Source organism: Labrys sp. HAY1-8F (assembly GCF_056754975.1).
In genome coordinates this window covers 3470594-3491353 of record NZ_JBPGWZ010000002.1, presented here as the reverse complement: position 1 = coordinate 3491353, position 20760 = coordinate 3470594, and the positions used below count along the sequence as shown (strand labels likewise).

Below are 20760 nucleotides of genomic sequence, written 5' to 3'. Positions count from 1 at the left end.
TCTGGAGGTATGCCATGCGCCCTTCGCGACCGGGACGGCCGATACCCTTTCCCATCCTCCGCGTCTGGCTGATTTTGGCTGCTCTCGGCCTGATCGGACTTGCCATCGCCTGGCGTCTGGGGCTGATTCCTCCATGAGCCTTAAAGCACTGCCGGGATTTCGGATTGGTGGCGGCTTGAGCCCTGCCTATCCTGACTGGACAACCCATTCGCATCCGCGGCCTTCATCTCTTCCCACTTGTCTTCGGAGCATCCATGTCACCCGTGCTCGCCAACACCATCATGATCGCCATCGGCGGAGCCATCGGCTCCGTGGGGCGCTATTGGATCGGCTTGTGGATGGCGCCCTATAGCGAAAACCTGCCCTGGGCGACCATCCTCATCAATATCGCCGGCTCCTTTGCCATCACCTTCTTCGGCACGCTGACCCTTGCCAATGGCCGAGCACCCCTGCCGGATCTGTGGCGGCTGTTCTTCATGGTCGGCATCTGCGGCGGCTTCACCACCTTCTCGTCCTTCAGCCTGCAGACCTTCGAACTCCTGCACATGAACATGCCCCTGCGCGCCCTGATCAATGTCGGGGTGTCCGTGGTGCTCTGCGTCGCCGCCTCGGCGCTCGGCTTCTATGGCGCGACGACGATCAACGGCACGCAGCAGGTGGCACAGGTGCAGGTCGACGAGGAGGCGTCCTGACCTCGGATCTCATGCCGGGTGTCATTGCCAACGCCCCTTGGCCAACGAGTCCTGGCATCAATTGCCGATCTCGATGTTGGAGACGTCGAAATCCTGATGGTGGGCAATGGTGGCGGCGCCGATGGCGCATTCCATCTCGCCCAGGGTCGAAAGACGGATCTGCGGCTTCGTCATCCCCGGCACGATGCCGGCACCGACGGCTTGCGACAGCCGGTCGAGGCGAGCCGCGAGCACAGGACGCATGGCGCCGCCGAGTACGATCGTCGATGGATTGAAGATGTTGGCGAGCGAGGTAAGACCGATGATGAGATGGCTGGCGAGTTCGTCCATGGCCGCTCCGGCACCGCCGTCGCCGGCGTGGGCGGCGGCCGCCACCATCGCCGGCAAGGCGGAAAGAGAATCGACGCCGAAGCCCTGCCCCGGCCGATAGAAGCGATCGAGCGCAGCGATGTTGACGAAGCTCTCCAGGCAGCCCTCCTGCCCGCAGGAGCAGCGTGGCCCCGCTTCGCGGATGCGGATATGGCCGAACTCGTTGCCGGTGCCCTCAGCCCCACGGACGAGGCGCCCGTTGACGATGGCCGCCCCGCCGCACCCGGCTCCGAGCTTGAGATAGACGATGGCGTCGGCCTGCAGCCCAGGCTGGGTATAGACTTCGCCGAAGGCGGCGGCATGGGCATTGTTCTCGACGAAAACAGGCGCACTGAGCGCCTTCTCGGCCAATGCCTTCAGATTGAGGTCCTTCCAGCCCAGCATGGGCAGATGCACGACATAGCCGTCCGAACGCACCAGGCCGGGCACGGTGATGCCAATCGAGCGCAGCGGCTGCGTCAGGCCGCGGGCATAAGTGGCGATGGCATCAACAGCCGCGTCCGGGCCGACAGGATGAGCCAGGCGCGCCGTGCGGCTGTCGACCACCCCGAGCGCCAGATCGATCAGGGCGAAGCGCACCACACCGACGCCGATCTCGGCCCCGAGAAAGTAGCCACCGCTCGGATTGAGGGCGATGTCGACGCCCGGCCGGCCGACATCCCGGCGCGCGCTCTCCTCACGGGAGGCCCGCCGCTCGACCAGGAGGGAGCTGGCCGTGAGGTTCTCGACCAGGTTGGTGATGGTAGCGGGGGTCAGGCCGAGGCGGCGGGCAAGTTCGGCCCGGGGCATCGCCCCCTGCAGGCGCAATTGGGTGAGGATGCGCCGCTCGTTCACATAACGCGCGAAGGTCTGGTCAGCCATGATGTCGCCTCTGCCCGAATCTCTGGAATGGCTTTGCGATTCGGCCGAATCACCTGGATACACAAAGACGCACCGATACAGACAGTTAGAGCAAAAAGAGGATATTCGCTGAAACACGCCTTGTCCCAAGGCCGTCGAGTTAAGCGTCTTCGAGTTTGCACGGCCTTTGTCATTGCCGGGCTTGATCCTGCGATCCCAGGAAGAGGCGTCTTCCCGGCTTCGCTCCCGGTTATTTGAGTGGCTTCTGGATCTGCACCGAACAACTCATCCGGTGGGGAGCAAACCCGGCTATGACAAATCGGAGCGCTTTCTACCTCAAGTCAACGGCAATGTTAGCAGCAAAGGCCTTGCACATCCTATTTGTTTAGATAATAAACAAATTATAGAAACCCGCAGGAATCCCGCCATGCCGAAGAAGGAAGATCGCCGCCTCAAGGTCGGTGTGCTGGGCTGCGGCCCGATCGCGCAGGCCGCGCATTTCGAAAGCTGCACCAAGGCGCGCAATGCCGATCTCTACGCCATCTGCGACATCGCGCCCGACCTGCTGGAGCGCATGTCCTGGACACACAAGCCCGAGAAGACCTTTTCGGACTACGCCGCCATGCTGGCCGATCCCGAGCTCGATGCGGTTATCGTGGCGACCTCGGACGCCTTCCACGTGCCGGCCTCGATCGCCGCTCTGGAAGCGGGCAAGCACGTGCTCAGCGAAAAGCCCGTCGGCATCGGCATCGAGGAAGTGGAGACCTTGCGCACCGCCGTGGCAGCCAGCGGCAAGGTGCTGCAAGTCGGCCATATGAAGCGCTTCGATGCCGGGCTCGAAGCTGCCAAGGCCTTCATCGACACGGAAATGGGTGAGATGCTGGCCCTCAAGGCCTGGTATTGCGATTCAACCCATCGCTACCCGATGACGGATGCCGTGCAGCCGCTGATCGTCACCAGCAGGCAGGCGCGCAGGCCGGCCGGCGACCCCAAGGCCGACCTCCAGCGCTATTACATGCTTGCCCATGGCAGCCATCTCGTCGACACCGCCCGCTATTTCGGCGGGGAGATCGTCGAGGTCGAGGCCCGCTTCTCCGAGCGCTTCGGCGCGCGCTGCTGGTTCGTCGACCTCGCTTTCGCCAATGGCACGCTCGGCCATCTCGACCTCACCGTGGCCGTGCGCATGGACTGGCACGAGGGCTTCCAGATCTATGGCGAGCATGGCAGCGTGCTCGGCAAGACCTATAACCCCTGGTACTACAAGAGCAGCGACGTCGACATCTTCCGCGAAAAGGACGGCGCCACCACGCGCGTCCTCGGCGCGGACGGCCATTTCTACCGTCGCCAGCTCGAGGGCTTCGCCGACGTCATCCTCAAGGGCGCGCCGATGCGCGGCGCCGACATCCAGGATGGCGTCGCTTCGGTACGGGCGATGATCGCCATCGCCCAATCCGTCCGTGAGGGCCGCGCCGTGTGGCTCGATGACGTCAAGGGAGAGCTGTGATGCGGCTCGGCATCTTTGCCAAGACCTTCCCCGGCAGCGAACCGGGAACGGTGATGGCGGCCGCCCGCGCGGCAGGCTACGGCGCGGCGCAATACAACATGGCCTGTTCGGGCCTGCCCTCTATGCCCGCGGCCATCCCCGACGGTGTCGCTGAGGCGGTGCGTGCTGCCGCCCTCGACCAGAATCTCGACGTCGCGGCCGTCTCCGCCACCTACAACATGATCCATCCCAATCCGGCACTGCGCTGGCGCGGCCATGACAGCCTTGAAATCATCGCCGGCGCGGCCCACGCCATGGGCACCCGCCTCCTGACGCTCTGCACCGGCACGCGCGATCCGGACGACCAGTGGCGCGGCCATCCCGACAACGCCTCGCCGGAAGCCTGGCGCGACCTCGCCGCCAGCCTGGAGACGGCACTCGACATCGCCGAACGACACGATGTCGATCTCGGAATCGAGCCGGAATTGGCCAATGTCATCGATTCGGCCGCCAAGGCGCGAGCGATCATCGACGAGATGGCGAGCCCCCGGCTGAAGATCATCCTCGACCCGGCCAATCTCTTCGAGGTCGCTTCGCTCGCCGAGCAGCAGCGCCTGGTCTCCGAAGCCATCGACCTCCTGGCCGACCGCATCGTCATGGCCCATGCCAAGGACAGGGATGCCGCCGGCGGTTTCACCACGGCCGGCAAGGGCGTGCTCGACTATGACCATTATCTCGTTGGACTGGCTCGGATCGGTTTCGGCGGCCCTTTGGTCACCCACGGACTTGCTGCCGGGGAGGCGGCAGAAGTCGCCGCATTCCTCGGCCGGAAGCTGGCGGAGGTAGCATGACAACAAGCGCCGAACACCGCGCGAGATCTCCATCTCCCCTTGCGCGACCTGGCACTTCCCATGGAAGAGCCTCGGGTGCCGGCAAGCGGATGGGGGGCTCGGCCAGCGTAGTGCCCTCCCTCATCCGGCACTTCGTGCCACCTTCTCCCGTATGGGGAGAAGGAAAGCCGCACCGCGGAGCAGCTGACATGAGCGTCTTCCCGCGCCATGGCCTCAGCCTCGCCGTGCATGATCGCGGCAGCGGCCTTCCGGTGATCTTCCAGCACGGCCTGTGCGGGGATGCCGGCCAACCGGCCGAAGTCTTTCCCTTCGATCTGCCGGCCCGCTGCCTCACGCTCGAATGCCGCGGCCATGGCGGCTCCGAGGCCGGCGACAGCGAGTGTTTTTCGCTTCAGACCTTCGCCGACGACCTGGCGAGCTGGCTCGACAATCTCGCGCTCGGCCCCGTCGTCCTCGGGGGCATTTCGATGGGCGCGGCAATCGCGCTGCGTCTTGCCATTGTCAGGCCGGACCTGGTGCGGGCGCTGGTGCTGGCGCGCCCAGCCTGGATTGCCGAAGCGGGTCCCGCCAACATGGAGCCCAATGCCCTGGTCGGCGCGCTGCTCGCCGGTTATGGCCCCGCGGAAGCGCGGGCCCGGTTCGAGGCTTCCGGTACGGCGCGCGATCTTGCCGCCGCTGCTCCGGACAATCTCGCCTCGCTGCGCGGCTTCTTCTCGCGGGAGCCCCAAGCCGTCACCGCGGCGCTGCTCGCCCGCATTTCGGCGGACGGACCCGGCGTCTCCCGCGCCGATATCGCTGCCCTGAGGATTCCGACGCTCCTCATCGGCACCGAGGCCGACGCCATCCACCCTCTCGGCCATGCCGAGACACTCGCCGCCCTCATTCCCGGCGCCCGGCTCGCCCGCATCACCCCCAAGGCGCTGGACAAGCCGCGCTACGTCCAGGATTTCCGCGCTGCTCTGGCACAATTCCTATCGGAGAACCCCGCATGAAACCCGCTTCCGGCTGGCTCCAGGCCCTGCCCGCCGACCGCCTGCTCGCCGAATTTTCGCTGTGGTCCGCCGATCTCGGCCGTCTCGCCGACGATATCGCCCGGGTCGAGCCGCATGTCGACATCTTCCATGTCGATGTCGCCGACGGCCATTTCTCGCCGGCCCTGCTCTATTTTCCGGACCTGACTGCGGCCGTGCGCAAGGTGACCGCCAAGCCCATTCACGTCCATCTGATGACGACGGACGATATCCTTCTCGACCAGATCGACCAGTTCGCCGAAGCCGGCGCCGATCTGATCAGCATCCATGCCGAGAACGCCAATGCCGATGCCGCCCTCGCCCGCATCCGCGATCTCGGCCTTGCCACCGGCATTGTGCTGCAGCTCCACACGCCGGTGGCGGCGGCGGAGCCCTTCCTCGACCGCCTGGACATGCTGACCCTGCTCGGCACCCTGATCGGCATCAAGGGCGTTGGCCTCGACGATTCGGCCCTGGCGCGCCTGCGCGAAGCCCGCAAGCTGATCGCCCAGAAGGCCGTGCACCGCATCATCCTCGCCTCCGATGGTGGCAATCGCGAGCACACCGTGCCCAATCTGCGTCTTGCCGGCGCCGAAACCATCGTGATGGGGTCGCTGGCCTTCGGCGCACCGGATCTGGCCGCCCGAATCGCCTGGGTCCACGGCCTGCAGCGGGAGTCCTGACCGTGTATCGGCGCGCCATCGGCATCGACCTTGGCGGCACGCAGGTGCGCGCCGCCCTCGTTGACGATACCGGCACCGTGCTGCGGCGCGCCGCCACCCGCACGGATGTAGCCGGCGGTCCAGCCGCCGTGATGGTGCAATTCCGCAGCCTTATCGAAGAAGTGACTGACGACAAGAGCCTCGGCTCGCTCTCCGGTATCGGCGTCTGCGCCCCCGGGCCGCTCGACAGCCTCACCGGCACCTTCATCCATGTCCCGACCTTGCCCGGCTGGGAAGATTTTCCCCTGCGCGACCAGCTTGCCGCCACCCTGGGCCGGCCGGTGGTGGTGGAAGGCGATGCCATCGCCGCCTGCTACGGCGAGTGGCGCTTCGGCGCCGGCCGCGGGCTCGACCACCTCCTCTATGTCACCGTCTCCACCGGCATCGGCGGCGGCGTGGTCAGCGACGGCCGCCTGCTGCATGGCAGGCGTGGCATGACGGCCCATGTCGGCCATTTCCGCCTGGCCAAGGATGGCCCGCGCTGCAGTTGCGGCGCCGTCGGCTGCTTCGAGGCCTTCGCGGCCGGTACGGCGCTCGATCGGCGGGCACGCGAGGCGGCTGTCGCCCATCCCGGCAGCCTGCTCGCTCGCGTGCCGGCACCGGCCGCCGGCAGCGTGGTCGAAGCCGCCCGCCAGGGCGATGCGACCGCCCTCGCGCTCCTCGACGAGGAAGCCGCTTTCCTCGGCGAGGGCTTCGCCAGCCTCATCCATCTCTACAGCCCCGAAAAAGTGGTGATGGGCGGCGGCGTCGCGCATGGCTTCGACCTGATGACGGAGAAGATCCACCAAATCATCCGGACCACCGCCTTGCCCTCCTTCCGCGACGTGCCGGTGGTGAAGGCCACCCTCGGCGACAATGCCGGCCTGGTCGGAGCGGCCGCACTGGTGATGTTCGACGAACGGGCGCGTTGATCATTCGCCGGCCTTGACGCGGGAAGAATACTGCCCCGCATAGACAGTGCCCCTTTCCTGGGAGCGCCAGCATCCCGCTGGCTCTTGGAGGCGCGACCTCTGCAGGAGGAAAGGGCCAGCAGGATGCTGGCGGTCCCAGAAAGCAATTCAGAACTTTCCGTGTAGCTCGGCGTCTTCGGAACCGGGAATAACGCCCGACTCACGCCTCCAGTCGAACAATTCGCCTGCAGATCCGGCATGGGGGATTGGCGATGGCACAGGACGGCGGAATCGAAGACCGCACGGTGGACCGCAATACGCCGGCGCTGGCCCTGTCGGGCGGCGGCTTTCGCGCCACGCTCTATCATTGTGGCGCCCTGATCCGGCTCAACCAGCTTGGCCTGCTCGCCAGGATCAGCCGCATCTCCAGCGTGTCGGGCGGCTCGATCACCTCGGGCATGCTGGCGGCCGCCTGGAAGCAGCTGAAATTCCAGAACGGCATCGCCACCGATCTCGACGCCAAGGTGATCGCACCGCTGCGCGAATTCTGCACCCGCTCGGTCGATACCAAAGCAGTGGGGTTTGGAGCGTTCCTGCCCGGCAAGAGCATCGGGGATGTTCTCGCGGACACCTATGACGATCTCTTCGAGGGCATCAGCCTGCAGGATCTGCCGGACAGCCCGCAATTCGTCTTCAACGCCACCAATCTGCAGACCGGCCGGCTCGTGCGCCTGCAAAAGGTCAGGCTGGCCGATTATGCCGTCGGCATCATCCCCAAACCCGACATCCGGCTCGCGGTGGCCGTCGCCGCCTCGAGCGCCTTTCCGCCCGTGCTTTCGCCGGTGGAGATCAAGGTCGATCCCGCACGCTGGGTGAACGCCACCGGCACGAGCCATTTCGGCGACCCCGACTACAACCGCAGGCTTTCCCTGACCGATGGCGGCGCCTATGACAATCTCGGCCTGGAGACGGTGGACGATTTCGCCACGGTGATCGTCAGCGATGCCGGCGCCCCCTTCGGCACCGAGGAATCCGCTCACGCCTTCTGGCCCCAGCAGGCCCTGCGCGCCCTCGACATCGCCACCGACCAGGCACGTGGCCTGCGCAAGCGCCTGCTCTTCGCCGAAGCCAAGGCGGCCGGGCGCGTGGTCGCCTTCAGCGCCATCGACAGCGTTGCCTCGAAATATCCGGCGCCACAGGTGCTCAAGCCCGATCCCGCTACCGTCGCGCGGCTGGCCCAAATGCGCACCCGCCTCAATCCCTTCGACGAAGAGGAGCAGAGCCGGCTCATCAATTGGGGCTGGCTGATGATGGACGTTGCCCTGCGCAGCTATGTCACGCCGACCGAGCCGGCACCGACTGCCTATCCCCTACCCGGCTTCCCGGTCTAGCGCCATGATGCTGCCCGGCGATCATCCTGACAGAGGCTCCGGACTGGTCTACCGCGACGACACGCTGGCGGCCGGTCCCGCCACCCATGCACTGATCATCGGGGTCGGCGCCTACCAGTCGCCGCGTTTCAAGAAGCCGCTGACCTCCACCACCGTTTCGGCTCGCGTCCTGGCGGATTGGTTTGTCGGCGAGGCGCCGGGCTTTCGCAACGAGGCTTGCCCGCTCGGCAGCCTCGCCATCCTGCTTTCCGAGCCGGCCACCACGGCGCAGCCCCAGGCGACCTATGCCGACGGGCCGGTGCCGCGCGCGACCTTCGCTCTGGCGCGCGAAGCCGTGCGCGCCTGGGTCCGGCGCATCAACAGCCACAAGGACAATCTCGCCATCCTCTATGTCGCGAGCCATGGCGAGAGCCTGCTCTCCCGCACCGCCTTCCTCTTCGAAGATTACGGGATGGACGAACTCGACCGGACCGCCGGCATGTCGGAGGTCGAGCAGTTCATGTCCGCGCTGGAGAACGCCAAGGCTGTCTCCCAGCTTCTGCTGTTCGATTGCTGCCGCTCGGCAACGGACCTCTCTCTGCCCTGGAACGAGCCCTTCGGCAGCAAGCTGATTGCCCTGACCCGTGAGAACAGGGGACATGACGAGCCGAGCAAGCAATGGGTGATCGCCGCCACCGCACTCGGAGAAACCGCAGGAGGGCGCGTCAACAACACCACCTTGTTTGCCGACGCGCTGCTCAGCGCTCTCGGCGGCGTCGCCGGCGACCCGGCCGACGAGGACTGGCCGGTGCGTCCCGGCCCGATGGTGGACAGCATCAGCCGGCTGCTCGAGCTGCACCGCCAGCCGGATGAGAAGCCGCAGACGCCCGGCGGGCGCATCGCCGGTACCTTCGAGATCACCTTCGCCGGCGAGCAGGCGGAAATCCCGGTCTATATCTCGATGGCCCAGCCCGAAAATTGGCCCGAGAGCGATTTCATCGTCACCGCCACCCCCGGCGGCGAAACGGCCTTCGAGGGCGCAGCGGGAAGGGCCCCCTTCCAGCTCCTGAAATACCCGGAAGCCACCGCCATCAATGTCTCCGTCCGCCGTTTCGGCGCAGATATCGGGGGGGCCAAGGGCAAGGCCCGGGCACCTGCCGTCTTCCTGGAAGTCAAGCGCAGCGCCACACCGACCACGGCGGTGGTGGAAAAACTCGATCCCGGGCGCAGCTTCGGCCCCGCCGCGCAGCTTCTCATCGGCCTTTCCGGGCCCGTGGCGATCGCTGCCGGTGCCGTTGCCGAGATTGTCAGGGCTGATGATCCGAAGAAGAACCCCAAGCAGGTCATCGTCGCCATCGGCGGCGCCACGCCGGTGGATGTCCGGCCTGGCGAGCATGTCGTCACGTTGCGCACGCCCGACGGCCGGGTGGAGGTCCAGAACGTCACGGTGGCCAAGGACGAGGTGCTGGAAGTGCGCTTCGCCATGCCGGCTTCGCCGCATGAATGGCTGGGAACGGCGACCGCAACCGGTGCCGTGCCGCCCCCTTCTCCTCCCGCCCCGGCGCCGGGCTTGGAAAGCCTGCGGCCCCGTCCGCCGGCGGATATCAACCTTCAGGCTCCGCCCCATTGGCAGGCCGACTTTCCTCTGCCCGCCCCTCCGGCTGTGATACCGGTGGTCGCCACCATCGCCGGCCATGTCGATTGTGCACTCGGCCTGCATGCCCTTGCCGATCCGCACCTCACCGCAGCGATAGAGAACGATGACGGACGGTTCGTGCAGCTCGGCCTGGCCGATGCCGAGGCCCACCGCTTCGCGCCCTTCGAAAAGGGCGCCCATGATCGTCCGGTGTTCGTGGCGATCGAGACCGGCCCTCGCCGCGAGCTCGCCGTGGTGCCAAGCATTGCAGGGCGGTGGAACCCCTACGTCCTCATCGACAGGCTGGCGCCACGCGAAAGAAGCGCGGCCACCATCATCGCCGAAAACCCCGTCTGGAGCGGCCTGATCGGTTTCCTGGCGGCGCGCGACGTCGAGGCCGGCAGCCGCCTCCTGGCCGGCGGGCTGCAGCAGGCCGTGATCGATGCGATGCAGGACAAGCTCGCCGATCCGATCGCAGCGCTGGCAGCGGCGCTGATTGCCGTTTCGGCCTCCTCGCCGGACCTCGAACGGCGCTGGGATCCCTGGCTCGCCAATCTCGCCAACTGGTTTCCGCTCATCCCCGACGGGCCCATCATTCTCGGCCGCCGTCTGCTGATGCGGGCACGCAGTGCCGGGCAGTTCGAGCAGGCCAAGACCCATCTGCTGGAAGGCTTTTCGCGTGGCGCCCCGCTCTATTCGTTGTCGGCGGACTGGCTGGCCCGCGGGCTCGAAAGCCTGCCGGACGAAAAGGTGCTCGAAGCCCCGCGCCGCACAGCCCGCGCCTTCGCCAACCGCGTCGATTCCGCCCAGACCTTCACCGTGATCCGCCTCGGCGATTGAGGAGTACGCCATGCCGGTTTTCAAGCTCGCCATGCATCCGGCCTCCGAGGGCGACGCGCTGATGTTGAGTTGGGGCGAGGAGGGCACGCTTCACCGCGCTTTGATCGATCTCGGGCGCACCAAGAATTATCGGGCGCTGAAGCCGCTGCTGCAGGCGATCGGCAGCTTTGAGCTCTTCGCCATCAGTCATATCGATGCCGACCACATCGAAGGAGCGGTGCCACTGTTCGGGGAGACGACACTTCCCTTCACGGCCTGCAATGTCTGGTTCAACGCCTACGCCCAGCTCGTCGACGCCAGGGAGCGGCTCCGCGACTTGGAGACGCTTGGCGTCGACCAGGCCGAAAAAGTTACGATCGGCATCGAGGCCAGCGACTGGCCGTGGAACAGCCAATTCGCTTCCCGCATCGTCTCCACGGGCAGCCCGGAGGCGGCAGCACCCTTGCCGTTCGCCGGCGGACTGAAACTCACCCTGCTTTCCCCCACGGACCACCAGCTCACCAGGCTGCTGCCAACCTGGGCGAGCGCACTGGCCGAGGCCCATCTGCGCAAGGAAGACAAGGATCCGGTAGAGCAGGCCGAGGTCGAAGGGCGCGAGATACTCGGCGGCCTCAATGTCGAGGTGCTGGCTGCGCGCCAATACAGTGGCGACAGCACCAGGCCCAATGGCACCAGCATCGCCTTTATCGCAGAGTTCGACCAAAGGCGCGTGTTGATGGCAGCGGACTCCCATGCCGACGTCATCGAGGCTGCCCTCGAGCGGCTCGGCCATAGCGCGGCCAATCCGTTGAAGCTCGACTGCCTGAAAGTCTCCCATCACGGCAGCAAGGCCAATACCTCGCCGGCGCTGCTCAGCCTGATCGACTGTACCCGTTTTGCCTTCTCGACCGACGGCAGCCGCCATGATCATCCGGATGCGGAAACCATCGCCCGCATCCTTACGCACGATCCCGAACGCCAGAAGACGCTGATCTTCAATTTTCGTCAGCCCAATACGGAGCAATGGGATGATGAGGAATTGAAGACACGCTGGCATTATGATTGCGTCTTCCCCGCAGCGGGCAAGGAAGGCATCGAGTTCGAGTTGTAAGGTAAAGGGCCATCGCGAACTATCTCACAGCTCCGTGAACGCCGGCGAGCCATCCTGCCTCGCCTGAAGCCTGGACTTCGGACCCCGGCCGATTCACAATCGACCCAATCCATCGAACAGCACGATTAGTCGGCTCGCGTCGTCTTTCAGATGGCGCCGTGTCCGAAACCATTTTTCAGCAAGGAGTTTCATCCATGGATTACATCAAGCTCGGCTCGACGGGCCTTGAAGTGTCGCGCCTGTGCCTTGGCTGCATGACCTATGGCGTTCCCGATCGCGGCAACCACGCCTGGACCCTGCCCGAGGACCAGAGCCGCCCCCTGATCCGCCAGGCCATCGAGGCCGGCATCAACTTTCTCGACACCGCCAATTCCTATTCGGACGGCACCTCCGAGGAAATCGTCGGCCGAGCCATCAAGGAATTTTCACGGCGCGAGGACATCGTGCTGGCGACCAAGGTCTTCTTCCGCCAGCGTCCCGGCCCCAATGGCGCTGGCCTGTCGCGCCGCGCCATCCTTGCGGAGATCGACAACAGCCTCCGGCGCCTCGGCACGGACTATGTCGATCTCTACCAGATCCATCGCTGGGATGAACAGACCCCGATCGAGGAAACGCTGGAGGCCCTGCATGATGTGGTGAAGGCCGGCAAGGCCCGCTATATCGGCGCCTCCTCCATGCATGCCTGGCAGTTCACCAAGGCGCTCTACACCTCCCGCCTCCATGGCTGGACCGAATTCGTCAGCATGCAGGACCATCTCAACCTGCTCTATCGGGAAGAGGAGCGCGAGATGCTACCGCTGTGCCGCGACCAGGGCATTGCCGTGCTGCCCTGGAGCCCGCTCGCCCGCGGCCGGCTGACGCGAGACTGGAACGAAAGCAGCGAGCGCCAGGAAAGCGACAATGTCGGCACGGCGCTCTACGACGCCACGCAGGAAGCCGACCGCAAGGTCATCGAGGCGGTGGCCGCCATCGCCAAGGCGCGCGGCGTGCCGCGGGCACAGGTGGCCCTCGCCTGGGTGGCGCAGAAAAGCGGCGTGACGACCCCGATCGTCGGCGCCTCCAAGCCGCATCACCTTACCGACGCCATCGCGGCTCTGGGCCTGACCCTGACGGCCGAGGAGATCGCGGCGCTCGAAGCCCCCTATGTTCCACATGGGATCGCCGGTTTTCAGTAGGGCGGAAGGTTGCGCTTCGCCGGTAAGACCATAGATGAAAGACGCAGTCCTGGCGGCTGCATCCCTTCCCTCCGACGATCCGTGCCCTCAGGGATCGGATCGCCGTTTTCCTTCATCGCTTTTTTCTTTCGCAGATTTCAGGAAAGATCCCCCATGAGTCCGACCATCCGTTTCAATGACGGCAAGGAAATCCCGCAGCTCGGCTTCGGCGTCTGGCAGGTGCCGAACGAGGGCGCGAATGCCGCGGTGACGGCGGCGATCGAGGCGGGCTACCGCTCGATCGACACCGCCGCCATCTACGGCAATGAAGAGGGCGTGGGTGATGCGCTCGCCGCCTCCAGCGTTCCCGTCAAGGACATCTATGTCACCACCAAGCTGTGGAACGGCGATCAGGGCTATGACACGGCCCTGCGCGCCTTCGAAGCCAGCCTGAAGAAATTGCGTCTGGAGAAGATCGACCTCTATCTCATCCATTGGCCGGTGCCCTCGCGCGATCTCTATGTCGAGAGCTGGAAGGCCCTGATCAAGCTGCGCGAGGAGGGCCTTGTCGCCTCCATCGGCGTCTCCAACTTCCAGATCGCCCATCTCGAGCGCCTGAAGGCGGAAACCGGCGTGGTCCCCGCGATCAACCAGGTCGAGCTGCATCCGCGCTTCCAGCAGAAGGCGCTACGCGCTTATCACGCCAAGGAAGGCATCGCCACGGAGGCCTGGAGCCCGCTCGGCCAGGGCACGCTGCTGAGCGATCCGGCGCTGACGGCCATCGGCAGGAAATACGGCAAGAGCGCCGCCCAGGTGATCCTGCGCTGGCATCTCGACATCGGCAACGTCGTCATCCCCAAATCGGTGACGCCGGCCCGCATCGTCGAGAACTTCCAGGTCTTCGACTTCAAGCTGGCGCCGGAAGACATTGCCGCCATCGAGAAGCTAGACGATGCCAAGGGCAAGATCGGCCCGGATCCCGACAGCTTCTCAATGGTGTAAGGCCAGGCAGGACCTGACGCCACCGGCCCTCTCCACGAAGTGGGGAAGGTTGGTGGCGCCCGCCTTAAAACGGCAATGAAACCGGTTCACTTCGAGGGAAGCTTCCCCCTACTTGAAGAACTGGTTCTCCGGCCGCGGCAGGCCGAGATTTTCGCGCAGCGTCCGCCCCTCATAATCGCGCCGGAACAGGCCGCGCTCCTGCAGCACCGGCACGACCTTGTCGACGAAATCGTCGAGGCCGCCGGGCAGATAGGGGAACATCACGTTGAAGCCGTCCGAACCTTCGCTATCGAGCCATTCCGCCATTTCATCGGCAATGCTGCCGGGGGTGCCGACGAAGGCCAGGCCGGCATAGCCACCGAGGCGCTGGGCAAGCTGACGCACCGTAAGACCTTCGCTTTCGGCCAACTGCAGCACCCGCTCGCGGCCGCTCTTGCTGGCATTGGTCTCGGGAATGGGGGGCAGCCTGCCATCGGGATCGAAGCCCGAGACATCGTAGCCAAGGGCGATGGAGAGCGAGGCGACGGCGCTGTCGTAATGCACCAGGCTGTCGAGCCAGGCGCGCTTGGCCCTGGCCTCTTCCACGCTGTCGCCGACCACCACGAAGGCGGCCGGCAGGATCTTCATATGGTCCCTGTCGCGGCCGAGCTTTGCCATCCGGCCCTTGACGTCGGCATAGAAGCGACGCCCCTCGGCCAGATTGGGCGGCGCGGTGAACACCGCCTCAGCCGTCTCGGCCGCGAGCTGGCGGCCCGGCTCCGATGAACCCGCCTGCACGATCACGGGCCAGCCCTGCACCGGGCGGGCGATGTTCAGCGGCCCGCGCACGGACAGATGCTCGCCCTTGTGGCCGAGCACATGCAGGCGGGCAGGATCGAAATAGATGCCGCTTTCCGCGTCGCGGCTGAAGGCATCGTCGGCCCAACTGTCCCAGAGCCCGGTCACCACATCGTAGAATTCGCGTGCCCGGTGGTAGCGCTCGTCATGTTCGACATGCTCGTCGAGGCCGAAATTCAGGGCCGCGTCGGGATTGGAGGTGGTGACGATATTCCAGCCTGCCCGGCCGCCGCTGAGATGATCGAGCGAGGCAAAGCGCCGCGCGACATGGTAGGGGGCATCGAAAGTGGTGGAGGCCGTGGCCACCAGGCCGATATGTTCGGTGACGGCGGCTAGCGCCGACAACAGGGTGAAGGGCTCGAACGAGGTCACTGTATGGCTGCGCTTGAGCGCCTCCACCGGCATGTTGAGCACGGCGAGATGATCGGCCATGAAAAAGGCATCGAAGCGGGCGCTTTCGAGCCGCTGGGCCAGGTGCTTGAGATGGGCGAAGTTGAAATTGGCATCGGGCCAGGCGCCGGGATAGCGCCAGGCTCCGGTATGAATGCTTGCCGGGCGCATGAAGGCGCCGAGCCGCAATTGGCGGGCCATGAATATCTCCCATGAAACGGCAGGCCGGGTTCGGGCAACCCGGTCGAGCACTTCACTCAGAATATAGAGTGTGTATGGTTTTGATGTCTGCCAAGGCCTTGCGCGAACAAAAGGAAATACTCTTCCCCATTGCCCGGACGGGATGCCCGAATCCTTCATCTCGGACTATGCTCGGCACCGCAAAGATATCCATTCCGGGAGGACGAGAAATGAGCTTCGAGGGTAGTTGCCATTGCGGCGCCGTCTCCTTCAAAGCCGAGGCCGACGCGCCGAGCAGCGCGGTGAGCTGCAATTGCTCCTATTGCCGCCGAAAGGGCTCGCTCCTGGCCTTCCTGCCGGTAGAAGCGGTGACCATCTCCGCCGACCCGGCTAGGCTCAGGACCTACCAGTTCAACAAGCACCGTATCGAACATCAGTTCTGCGAGACCTGCGGCACGCAGGCCTTTGCCAAGGCAACACGGCCCGACGGAGTTGCCATGGTGGCGATCAATCTGCGCTGCGTGCCGGCCATCGATCTTGATGCGCTCGAGATTCAAAAATTCGACGGGGCGAGCAAGTAGGGGGCAGTTGCATTCCGGCTTCGGATTCGAAATTTCGTCATTGCGAACGACGTAAAGCAATCCGGAGGCCCATAAACGAAGAGCCCGACGGCACTGGATCGCTTCCCTTCATTCGCATGACGGCTCGAAAGCCATCAGCTGTTTCGACCGGGCAGCCGAATCGTCGCCGCTCAGTTCCCGGGAGGCCGCCATAATTCGCTGCCCCCGCGCTCGGTACTCCGCAGCATGTCGAGGGCAACGCCAAGCTGGACGTCGTCGGCGGGGTTCGGCGGCACATAGAAGGACGAGCCGCTCTCATCCTTCGCACCGGTGCCCTTGAGGTGGCCTGTCAGGCCAGCTTCGCCCGGCGTGGCATGGCCGAGACCGGCACCGGTCGGGTCCGGCTGCTGCACGGCGATGTCGGGCTCGATGCCCTGCGCCTGGATCGAGCGGCCGAGGGGCGTGTAATAGCGCGCCGTGGTCAGCACCAGGGCGCTGTCGTCGGGCAGGCGCGTCACCGTCTGGATCGAGCCCTTGCCAAAGGAGCGTGTGCCCACAATGGTGGCGCGCTTGAAATCCTGCAAGGCCCCGGCGACGATCTCGGCTGCCGAGGCGGTGCCGCCATTGATCAGCACCACCAGCGGCACGCCGCCGGTGATGTCCTCGCCATGAGCAACATAGACCTTGGACTGGTCGGGCTCGCGCCCACGGATCGACAGCAGCACTCCTTTGCCGATGAAGGCTGCCGACACCATGATCGCCTGATCGAGCAAACCGCCGGGATTGTTGCGCAAGTCGAGAACGATGCCCTTCAAGGCGCCAGGCCGGAAGGCGGTCGGCAGGCGCTCGGCGATCCGCTTCAGGCTATCGGGCGTCTGTTCGTTGAATTCCCCGATGCGGATATAGCCGACATCCTCGCCCATCACCTCGAAGCGTACGCTCTCGGCCCGGATGATCTCGCGCATGAGCGTATAGGACAGTGGTCTGGCATTGCCGCGCCGCCGAACGGTCAGGGTGGCGGAACTGCCTACCGGCCCTTCCATGCGCTGCAGCACCGTGGCCAGGCCTAGCCCTCGTAAGCCACCACCATCCAGCGTAAGGATGATGTCTCCCGCCTGCAGGCCTGCCATGGCTGCCGGTGTGGCCGGCAGGACATGCTCCACTTTGACCAGTCCGCCCTGTATTTCGACTTCAAGGCCGAGCCCAACCTGCTTGCCGGCAAGCTCCTGCTGCATGTCGGACATGGCTTTGGGATCGACATAGCGCGAATGAGGGTCGAGCTTCGACATCATGCCGCCGATCGCGCCCTGGATCAGCACATCCGGCGCGGGCTTGTCGACATAGGTGGCAAGCACTCGCTGATAGATCGCAATGAAACGACCGAGCTCGTAAAGTTGCTCGCGACTATCATTGTCCGGGTTTTCAGGGTCGGGCTGCTGTTGAGCCCCGGCCGGATTTGCAATCAAACCAAGAAGAAGAACAATTATCGCAAGTGGACGCATGCGCATAGCGGCCTCCACTCTTCCAATGATTTCGAGTTAGATGGTGATGCGCCATCCGAATGTCAGTACCGGCGCCTAAAAATAGCTGCTGCGACACCAGTGCATTGGTCCTCGTACGAATTTTCCGGCATAGAGACGGCCATGGCAGCCAGCATCAATATGAGTGAGCCTGATGGCATCGCGGTCAGCGAGGCGATGATCGAGCGCCTGGTCCACACTTTCTATGGCAGGGTGCGGCAGGACGAGTTGATCGGGCCGATCTTCAACGCGAAAGTCGCTGATTGGGACGACCATCTCGCCAAGCTCTGTGCCTTCTGGTCATCCGTCATCTTGCGTAGCGGGCGCTATGACGGCCGCCCGCTCCGTCCCCATCTGATGCTGCCGCTGGAAGGTCGCCATTTCGATCGCTGGCTCGATCTGTTCGAGCACACCGCTCTCGAGGTGCTGCCTCGCAATGCCGCCCTGCTCTTCATCGACCGCGCCCGCCGCATCGCCGACAGCTTCGAAATGTCGATCGGCACCCAGCGCGGCGAGATCCGGCCGCCGCGGCACCAGGCGAGAAAGTTGCCGGCGTAACGGCTGCGGTTTTTCTTTACCGCTCCCCGCCACTACGGCGATCCTTGGAAAAGCAGCACGATTGGGAATGGCAGGGCCAGTGGCCCGGGCCAAAAATCCCCGATAGCGCAGATATCGATTTTGCGGCATAGCAGGCGCAACCGAAAGAACCGTCCATGCCTGCCAAATTGCTCGCTACCCTGATCGGCCTGATCGCCATCCTGCTCTGGTCCGTGCTGGCGCTGACCACGGCGCTCACCTACCGCATCCCGTCCTTCCAACTGCTGGGGCTGACCTTTGCGGTGGCGACGCTGATGGGCGCAGCCTCCTGGCCGTTCCGGCCTGGCGCTACCGCGGCTCTACGCCAGCCCTGGCCGGTCTGGGCGCTCGGCGTCGGCGGCCTGTTCGGTTATCACGCCGTCTATTTCGAGGCCCTCAAGCGGGCCCCGCCGGCCGAAGCCAGCCTGATCGCCTATCTCTGGCCGCTCCTGATCGTGCTGTTCTCCGCCATGCTGCCCGGCGAGCGCCTGCGCTGGTATCACGTCGCCGGCGCCATGCTCGGCTTTGTCGGGGTACTGGCGCTCGCCCTCGCCAAAGGAGTGTCGGGCTTCGAGATGGCCAATGCGCCCGGCTATGCGCTGGCGCTAGCCTGCGCCTTCATCTGGTCGGGATATTCGGTTTTGTCGCGCCGCTTCAAGGCGGTGCCAACGGATGCGGTGGTGGGCTTTTGCGGGGTGACCTGCGTGCTGGCCCTGATCTGCCACGGCCTGTTCGAAACCACGGTGTGGCCCGATGCCAAGGAGTGGCTTGCCATCATCGGCCTCGGCCTCGGACCGGTGGGCCTGGCTTTCTATGCCTGGGATCGCGGGGTCAAGCACGGCGACATCCGCCTGCTCGGCGTCGCCTCCTACGCCACGCCTGTCCTGTCGACGCTAATCCTGGTCGCCGTTGGCATCGCTTCACCGAGCCTGGCCCTGGCGCTCGCCGTGCTGCTCATCGTCGGCGGGGCGCTCATCGCGTCGCGCGACCAGCTCTTTCCTGGAGCAAAGCGCGTTCAGGCGTGAACGCTTGTTTGCCCTAGCTTTTTTGCTTCCACGCGTCTTTGCGATTCTTGCCTCATCGGCAAGTCGCAAAACGCTATGGCCGCAAGCTCGTGGATGAGGCCTGACGTTCTTCAGCTCGCCGGCCTGCCGAGAAAACGCTCGATGATGGCGCTCGAAAGCCGTTTCGGGCGTTTGGTCGCCACATCCAGGCAGCACCAGCTCGACTTCACCTCGGCCAGCACTTCCTCGCCGCGCTTGATGATGATGCCGTAAAAGGCCCTGGCGCCGTGCACCTTTTCGAGAATGACGGTGGCAATCACATCGTCATCGAGGAAGGCCGGCTTGCGATAGGTGATCTCGTGACGGAGCGCCACCCAGGCATGCTTCTTCAACGCCTCGGCAGGCGCCAGGCGTTCCCAGTGACTGATGATCGCCGCCTGCACCCATTTCAGATAGCTGGCATTGTTGACATGGCCCATGAAGTCGATATCCGAGCGATCGATACCGACGGTATAATCATAGGGCATGACGTTCCGAAACATTGCTTCTGCGCCTCCGCGCCAAAAACAGCATATGGGGACGCCACCTCCGAAATGCAGCCCCCAATACCGTGTCAATGCCATTGAAGCAGCATAGCTTGGCACAAGCATGGCACGGCGCCAATCCGTCCAATGGATCTACGCTGAACAGGGTGGTCCGGCGAAAGTCCCGCCCGCGCGTCAGGCGCCGAGGCGGGCGAAGGCCTGCGCCATGCGCAGATAGACCGGGCGCTTGTGCGGGGTCACCAGTTCGGGCAGCCGCGCCAGCCTCTCCCAGCGCCAGCCGAAAAATTCCTGCGGCTCGCCGGTCGGCAGGTTGACGACGTCGATCTCGCTGTCCGTACCCTCGAAGCGCAAGGCGGCCCAGCGCTGCTTCTGGCCGCGAAAGGGTGACAGTTTGTGCGGTGGCCCGTCATAGGGTGGGAAGTCGTAGGGCCACCATTCCTCCGTCACCGCCAGCACCGAGGCGGTACGGACATTGGTCTCTTCCCAGAGCTCGCGCTTGGCCGCCGCGACGATATCTTCGCCCTCGTCGATGCCGCCCTGCGGGCATTGCCATTCGAAGCCCGGCACGATCAGCTCCGGCCCGGACGTCTCGGCCCGGCCGACCAGCACCAGCCCCTCGGCATTGAGCAGGGCGATACCGACATTGGGGCGATAGGGTCTGGTTTCACCCATCACGCCACCAGATGGCGGAAAGCCGCCACCACCTCATCGTACACGCCGCGCTTGAACGGCACGATCAGGCCGGGCAAGGCAGCAAGATCCTCCCAGCGCCAATCTTCGAACTCGGCCTTGTGTTGGCCGCCGGCCGGCCTGAGCACGTCGATCTCGCTGTCGGGGCCGGTGAAGCGAAAGGCGAACCATTTCTGGGTCTGACCACGATAGCGGCCCGTCCAGCCCCCGCCGACCGCTTCGGCAGGCAGATCGTAGGAGTACCAATCGGGCGCTTCGGCCAGAAAGGCGATCGAACGCACATTGGTCTCTTCATGGAGTTCGCGGATCGCCGCCTCACGGGGATCCTCGCCCTCGTCGATACCGCCCTGCGGCATCTGCCATTCGAAGCTGCCCGGCGCGCTGCCGGTACGCGGCTTGCGGCGGCCGACGAAGACCTTGCCTTGCGCATTGAAGAGCGCCGCGCCGGCACAGCGGCGGTAGGGAAGCTTGGGACGATCGGTCATTGTGGCCTTGGAACGTGTCGGCGG

At 65.1% G+C, this 20760-nt stretch carries 20 protein-coding genes; 14 read left to right on the top strand and 6 right to left on the bottom strand.

Features of this window, described 5'->3' with window-relative positions:
- Positions 1-254: 254 nt before the first annotated feature.
- Positions 255-692: a fluoride efflux transporter CrcB gene (gene crcB / locus ACR9ZN_RS25170; RefSeq protein WP_454811892.1), complete on the top strand. Its 438-nt coding sequence runs from the start codon at positions 255-257 to the stop codon at positions 690-692.
- A gap of 57 nt (positions 693-749) precedes the next feature.
- On the opposite strand, the gene ACR9ZN_RS25165 is transcribed toward crcB, so the two are convergent.
- Positions 750-1922, bottom strand: coding sequence for an ROK family protein (locus ACR9ZN_RS25165; protein WP_454811890.1), 1173 nt, complete (start codon positions 1920-1922; stop codon positions 750-752).
- A gap of 406 nt (positions 1923-2328) precedes the next feature.
- Between ACR9ZN_RS25165 and ACR9ZN_RS25160 the strand changes: the two genes are divergently transcribed.
- The 10 genes from ACR9ZN_RS25160 to ACR9ZN_RS25115 all read left to right on the top strand — a co-directional run bounded on the left by ACR9ZN_RS25160 (position 2329) and on the right by ACR9ZN_RS25115 (position 13949).
- Complete coding sequence (locus ACR9ZN_RS25160) at positions 2329-3405, top strand: Gfo/Idh/MocA family protein (RefSeq protein WP_481273473.1); 1077 nt, start codon at positions 2329-2331, stop codon at positions 3403-3405.
- On the top strand, positions 3405-4235 hold the full coding sequence (locus tag ACR9ZN_RS25155) for a sugar phosphate isomerase/epimerase family protein (protein ID WP_481273472.1): 831 nt from the start codon (positions 3405-3407) through the stop codon (positions 4233-4235). Before ACR9ZN_RS25160 ends, ACR9ZN_RS25155 begins: the two co-directional genes overlap by 1 nt.
- A 188-nt stretch (positions 4236-4423) precedes the next feature.
- Positions 4424-5227, top strand: coding sequence for an alpha/beta fold hydrolase (locus ACR9ZN_RS25150; RefSeq protein WP_454811884.1), 804 nt, complete (start codon positions 4424-4426; stop codon positions 5225-5227).
- Positions 5224-5928: a ribulose-phosphate 3-epimerase gene (locus tag ACR9ZN_RS25145; protein WP_454811882.1), complete on the top strand. Its 705-nt coding sequence runs from the start codon at positions 5224-5226 to the stop codon at positions 5926-5928. Before ACR9ZN_RS25150 ends, ACR9ZN_RS25145 begins: the two co-directional genes overlap by 4 nt.
- 2 nt (positions 5929-5930) lie before the next feature.
- Positions 5931-6878: an ROK family protein gene (locus tag ACR9ZN_RS25140; protein WP_454811880.1), complete on the top strand. Its 948-nt coding sequence runs from the start codon at positions 5931-5933 to the stop codon at positions 6876-6878.
- 251 nt (positions 6879-7129) lie between these two features.
- Positions 7130-8248, top strand: coding sequence for a patatin-like phospholipase family protein (locus ACR9ZN_RS25135; RefSeq protein WP_481273471.1), 1119 nt, complete (start codon positions 7130-7132; stop codon positions 8246-8248).
- 4 nt (positions 8249-8252) lie between these two features.
- Positions 8253-10703, top strand: a complete 2451-nt coding sequence (locus tag ACR9ZN_RS25130; protein ID WP_454811876.1) for a caspase family protein — start codon at positions 8253-8255, stop codon at positions 10701-10703.
- 10 nt (positions 10704-10713) lie between these two features.
- On the top strand, positions 10714-11793 hold the full coding sequence (locus ACR9ZN_RS25125) for a ComEC/Rec2 family competence protein (RefSeq protein ID WP_454811874.1): 1080 nt from the start codon (positions 10714-10716) through the stop codon (positions 11791-11793).
- Between the two features lie 194 nt (positions 11794-11987).
- Positions 11988-12968: an aldo/keto reductase gene (locus ACR9ZN_RS25120; RefSeq protein WP_441774337.1), complete on the top strand. Its 981-nt coding sequence runs from the start codon at positions 11988-11990 to the stop codon at positions 12966-12968.
- A 153-nt stretch (positions 12969-13121) separates the two neighbouring features.
- Entirely contained in the window at positions 13122-13949 is an 828-nt protein-coding gene (locus ACR9ZN_RS25115) for an aldo/keto reductase (protein ID WP_434959136.1), read from the top strand.
- Between the two features lie 108 nt (positions 13950-14057).
- Here the strand turns inward: ACR9ZN_RS25115 and ACR9ZN_RS25110 are convergent, their stop codons facing one another.
- Positions 14058-15377: an LLM class flavin-dependent oxidoreductase gene (locus tag ACR9ZN_RS25110; protein WP_481273470.1), complete on the bottom strand. Its 1320-nt coding sequence runs from the start codon at positions 15375-15377 to the stop codon at positions 14058-14060.
- Between the two features lie 209 nt (positions 15378-15586).
- Here ACR9ZN_RS25110 and ACR9ZN_RS25105 point away from each other — a divergent pair, with 209 nt between their 5' ends.
- The gene (locus ACR9ZN_RS25105; RefSeq protein WP_441774338.1) at positions 15587-15937 is read left to right on the top strand and encodes a GFA family protein; all 351 of its coding nucleotides are present in this window, start codon (positions 15587-15589) and stop codon (positions 15935-15937) included.
- 170 nt (positions 15938-16107) lie between these two features.
- Here ACR9ZN_RS25105 and ACR9ZN_RS25100 read toward each other — a convergent pair whose 3' ends face one another.
- Positions 16108-17424 carry a S41 family peptidase gene (locus ACR9ZN_RS25100; protein WP_481273469.1) on the bottom strand — a complete coding sequence of 439 codons (1317 nt, stop codon included), beginning with the start codon at positions 17422-17424 and terminating at the stop codon, positions 16108-16110.
- A gap of 135 nt (positions 17425-17559) precedes the next feature.
- Between ACR9ZN_RS25100 and ACR9ZN_RS25095 the strand changes: the two genes are divergently transcribed.
- Together ACR9ZN_RS25095 and yddG are read left to right on the top strand one after the other, a co-directional pair.
- Complete coding sequence (locus ACR9ZN_RS25095) at positions 17560-17994, top strand: group III truncated hemoglobin (RefSeq protein WP_481273468.1); 435 nt, start codon at positions 17560-17562, stop codon at positions 17992-17994.
- 155 nt (positions 17995-18149) lie between these two features.
- Positions 18150-19037 carry an aromatic amino acid exporter YddG gene (gene yddG / locus ACR9ZN_RS25090; protein WP_454811867.1) on the top strand — a complete coding sequence of 296 codons (888 nt, stop codon included), beginning with the start codon at positions 18150-18152 and terminating at the stop codon, positions 19035-19037.
- A 110-nt stretch (positions 19038-19147) separates the two neighbouring features.
- Here yddG and ACR9ZN_RS25085 read toward each other — a convergent pair whose 3' ends face one another.
- The 3 genes from ACR9ZN_RS25085 to ACR9ZN_RS25075 all read right to left on the bottom strand — a co-directional run bounded on the left by ACR9ZN_RS25085 (position 19148) and on the right by ACR9ZN_RS25075 (position 20736).
- Positions 19148-19558: an acyl-CoA thioesterase gene (locus ACR9ZN_RS25085; protein WP_481273467.1), complete on the bottom strand. Its 411-nt coding sequence runs from the start codon at positions 19556-19558 to the stop codon at positions 19148-19150.
- A 177-nt stretch (positions 19559-19735) separates the two neighbouring features.
- Entirely contained in the window at positions 19736-20233 is a 498-nt protein-coding gene (locus ACR9ZN_RS25080; protein WP_441774341.1) for an RNA pyrophosphohydrolase, read from the bottom strand.
- Positions 20233-20736 (bottom strand): RNA pyrophosphohydrolase, encoded by a 504-nt coding sequence (locus ACR9ZN_RS25075; RefSeq protein WP_454811863.1) that lies wholly within the window; start codon positions 20734-20736, stop codon positions 20233-20235. The genes ACR9ZN_RS25080 and ACR9ZN_RS25075 overlap by 1 nt, the downstream gene beginning before the upstream one ends.
- Positions 20737-20760: the final 24 nt, after the last annotated feature.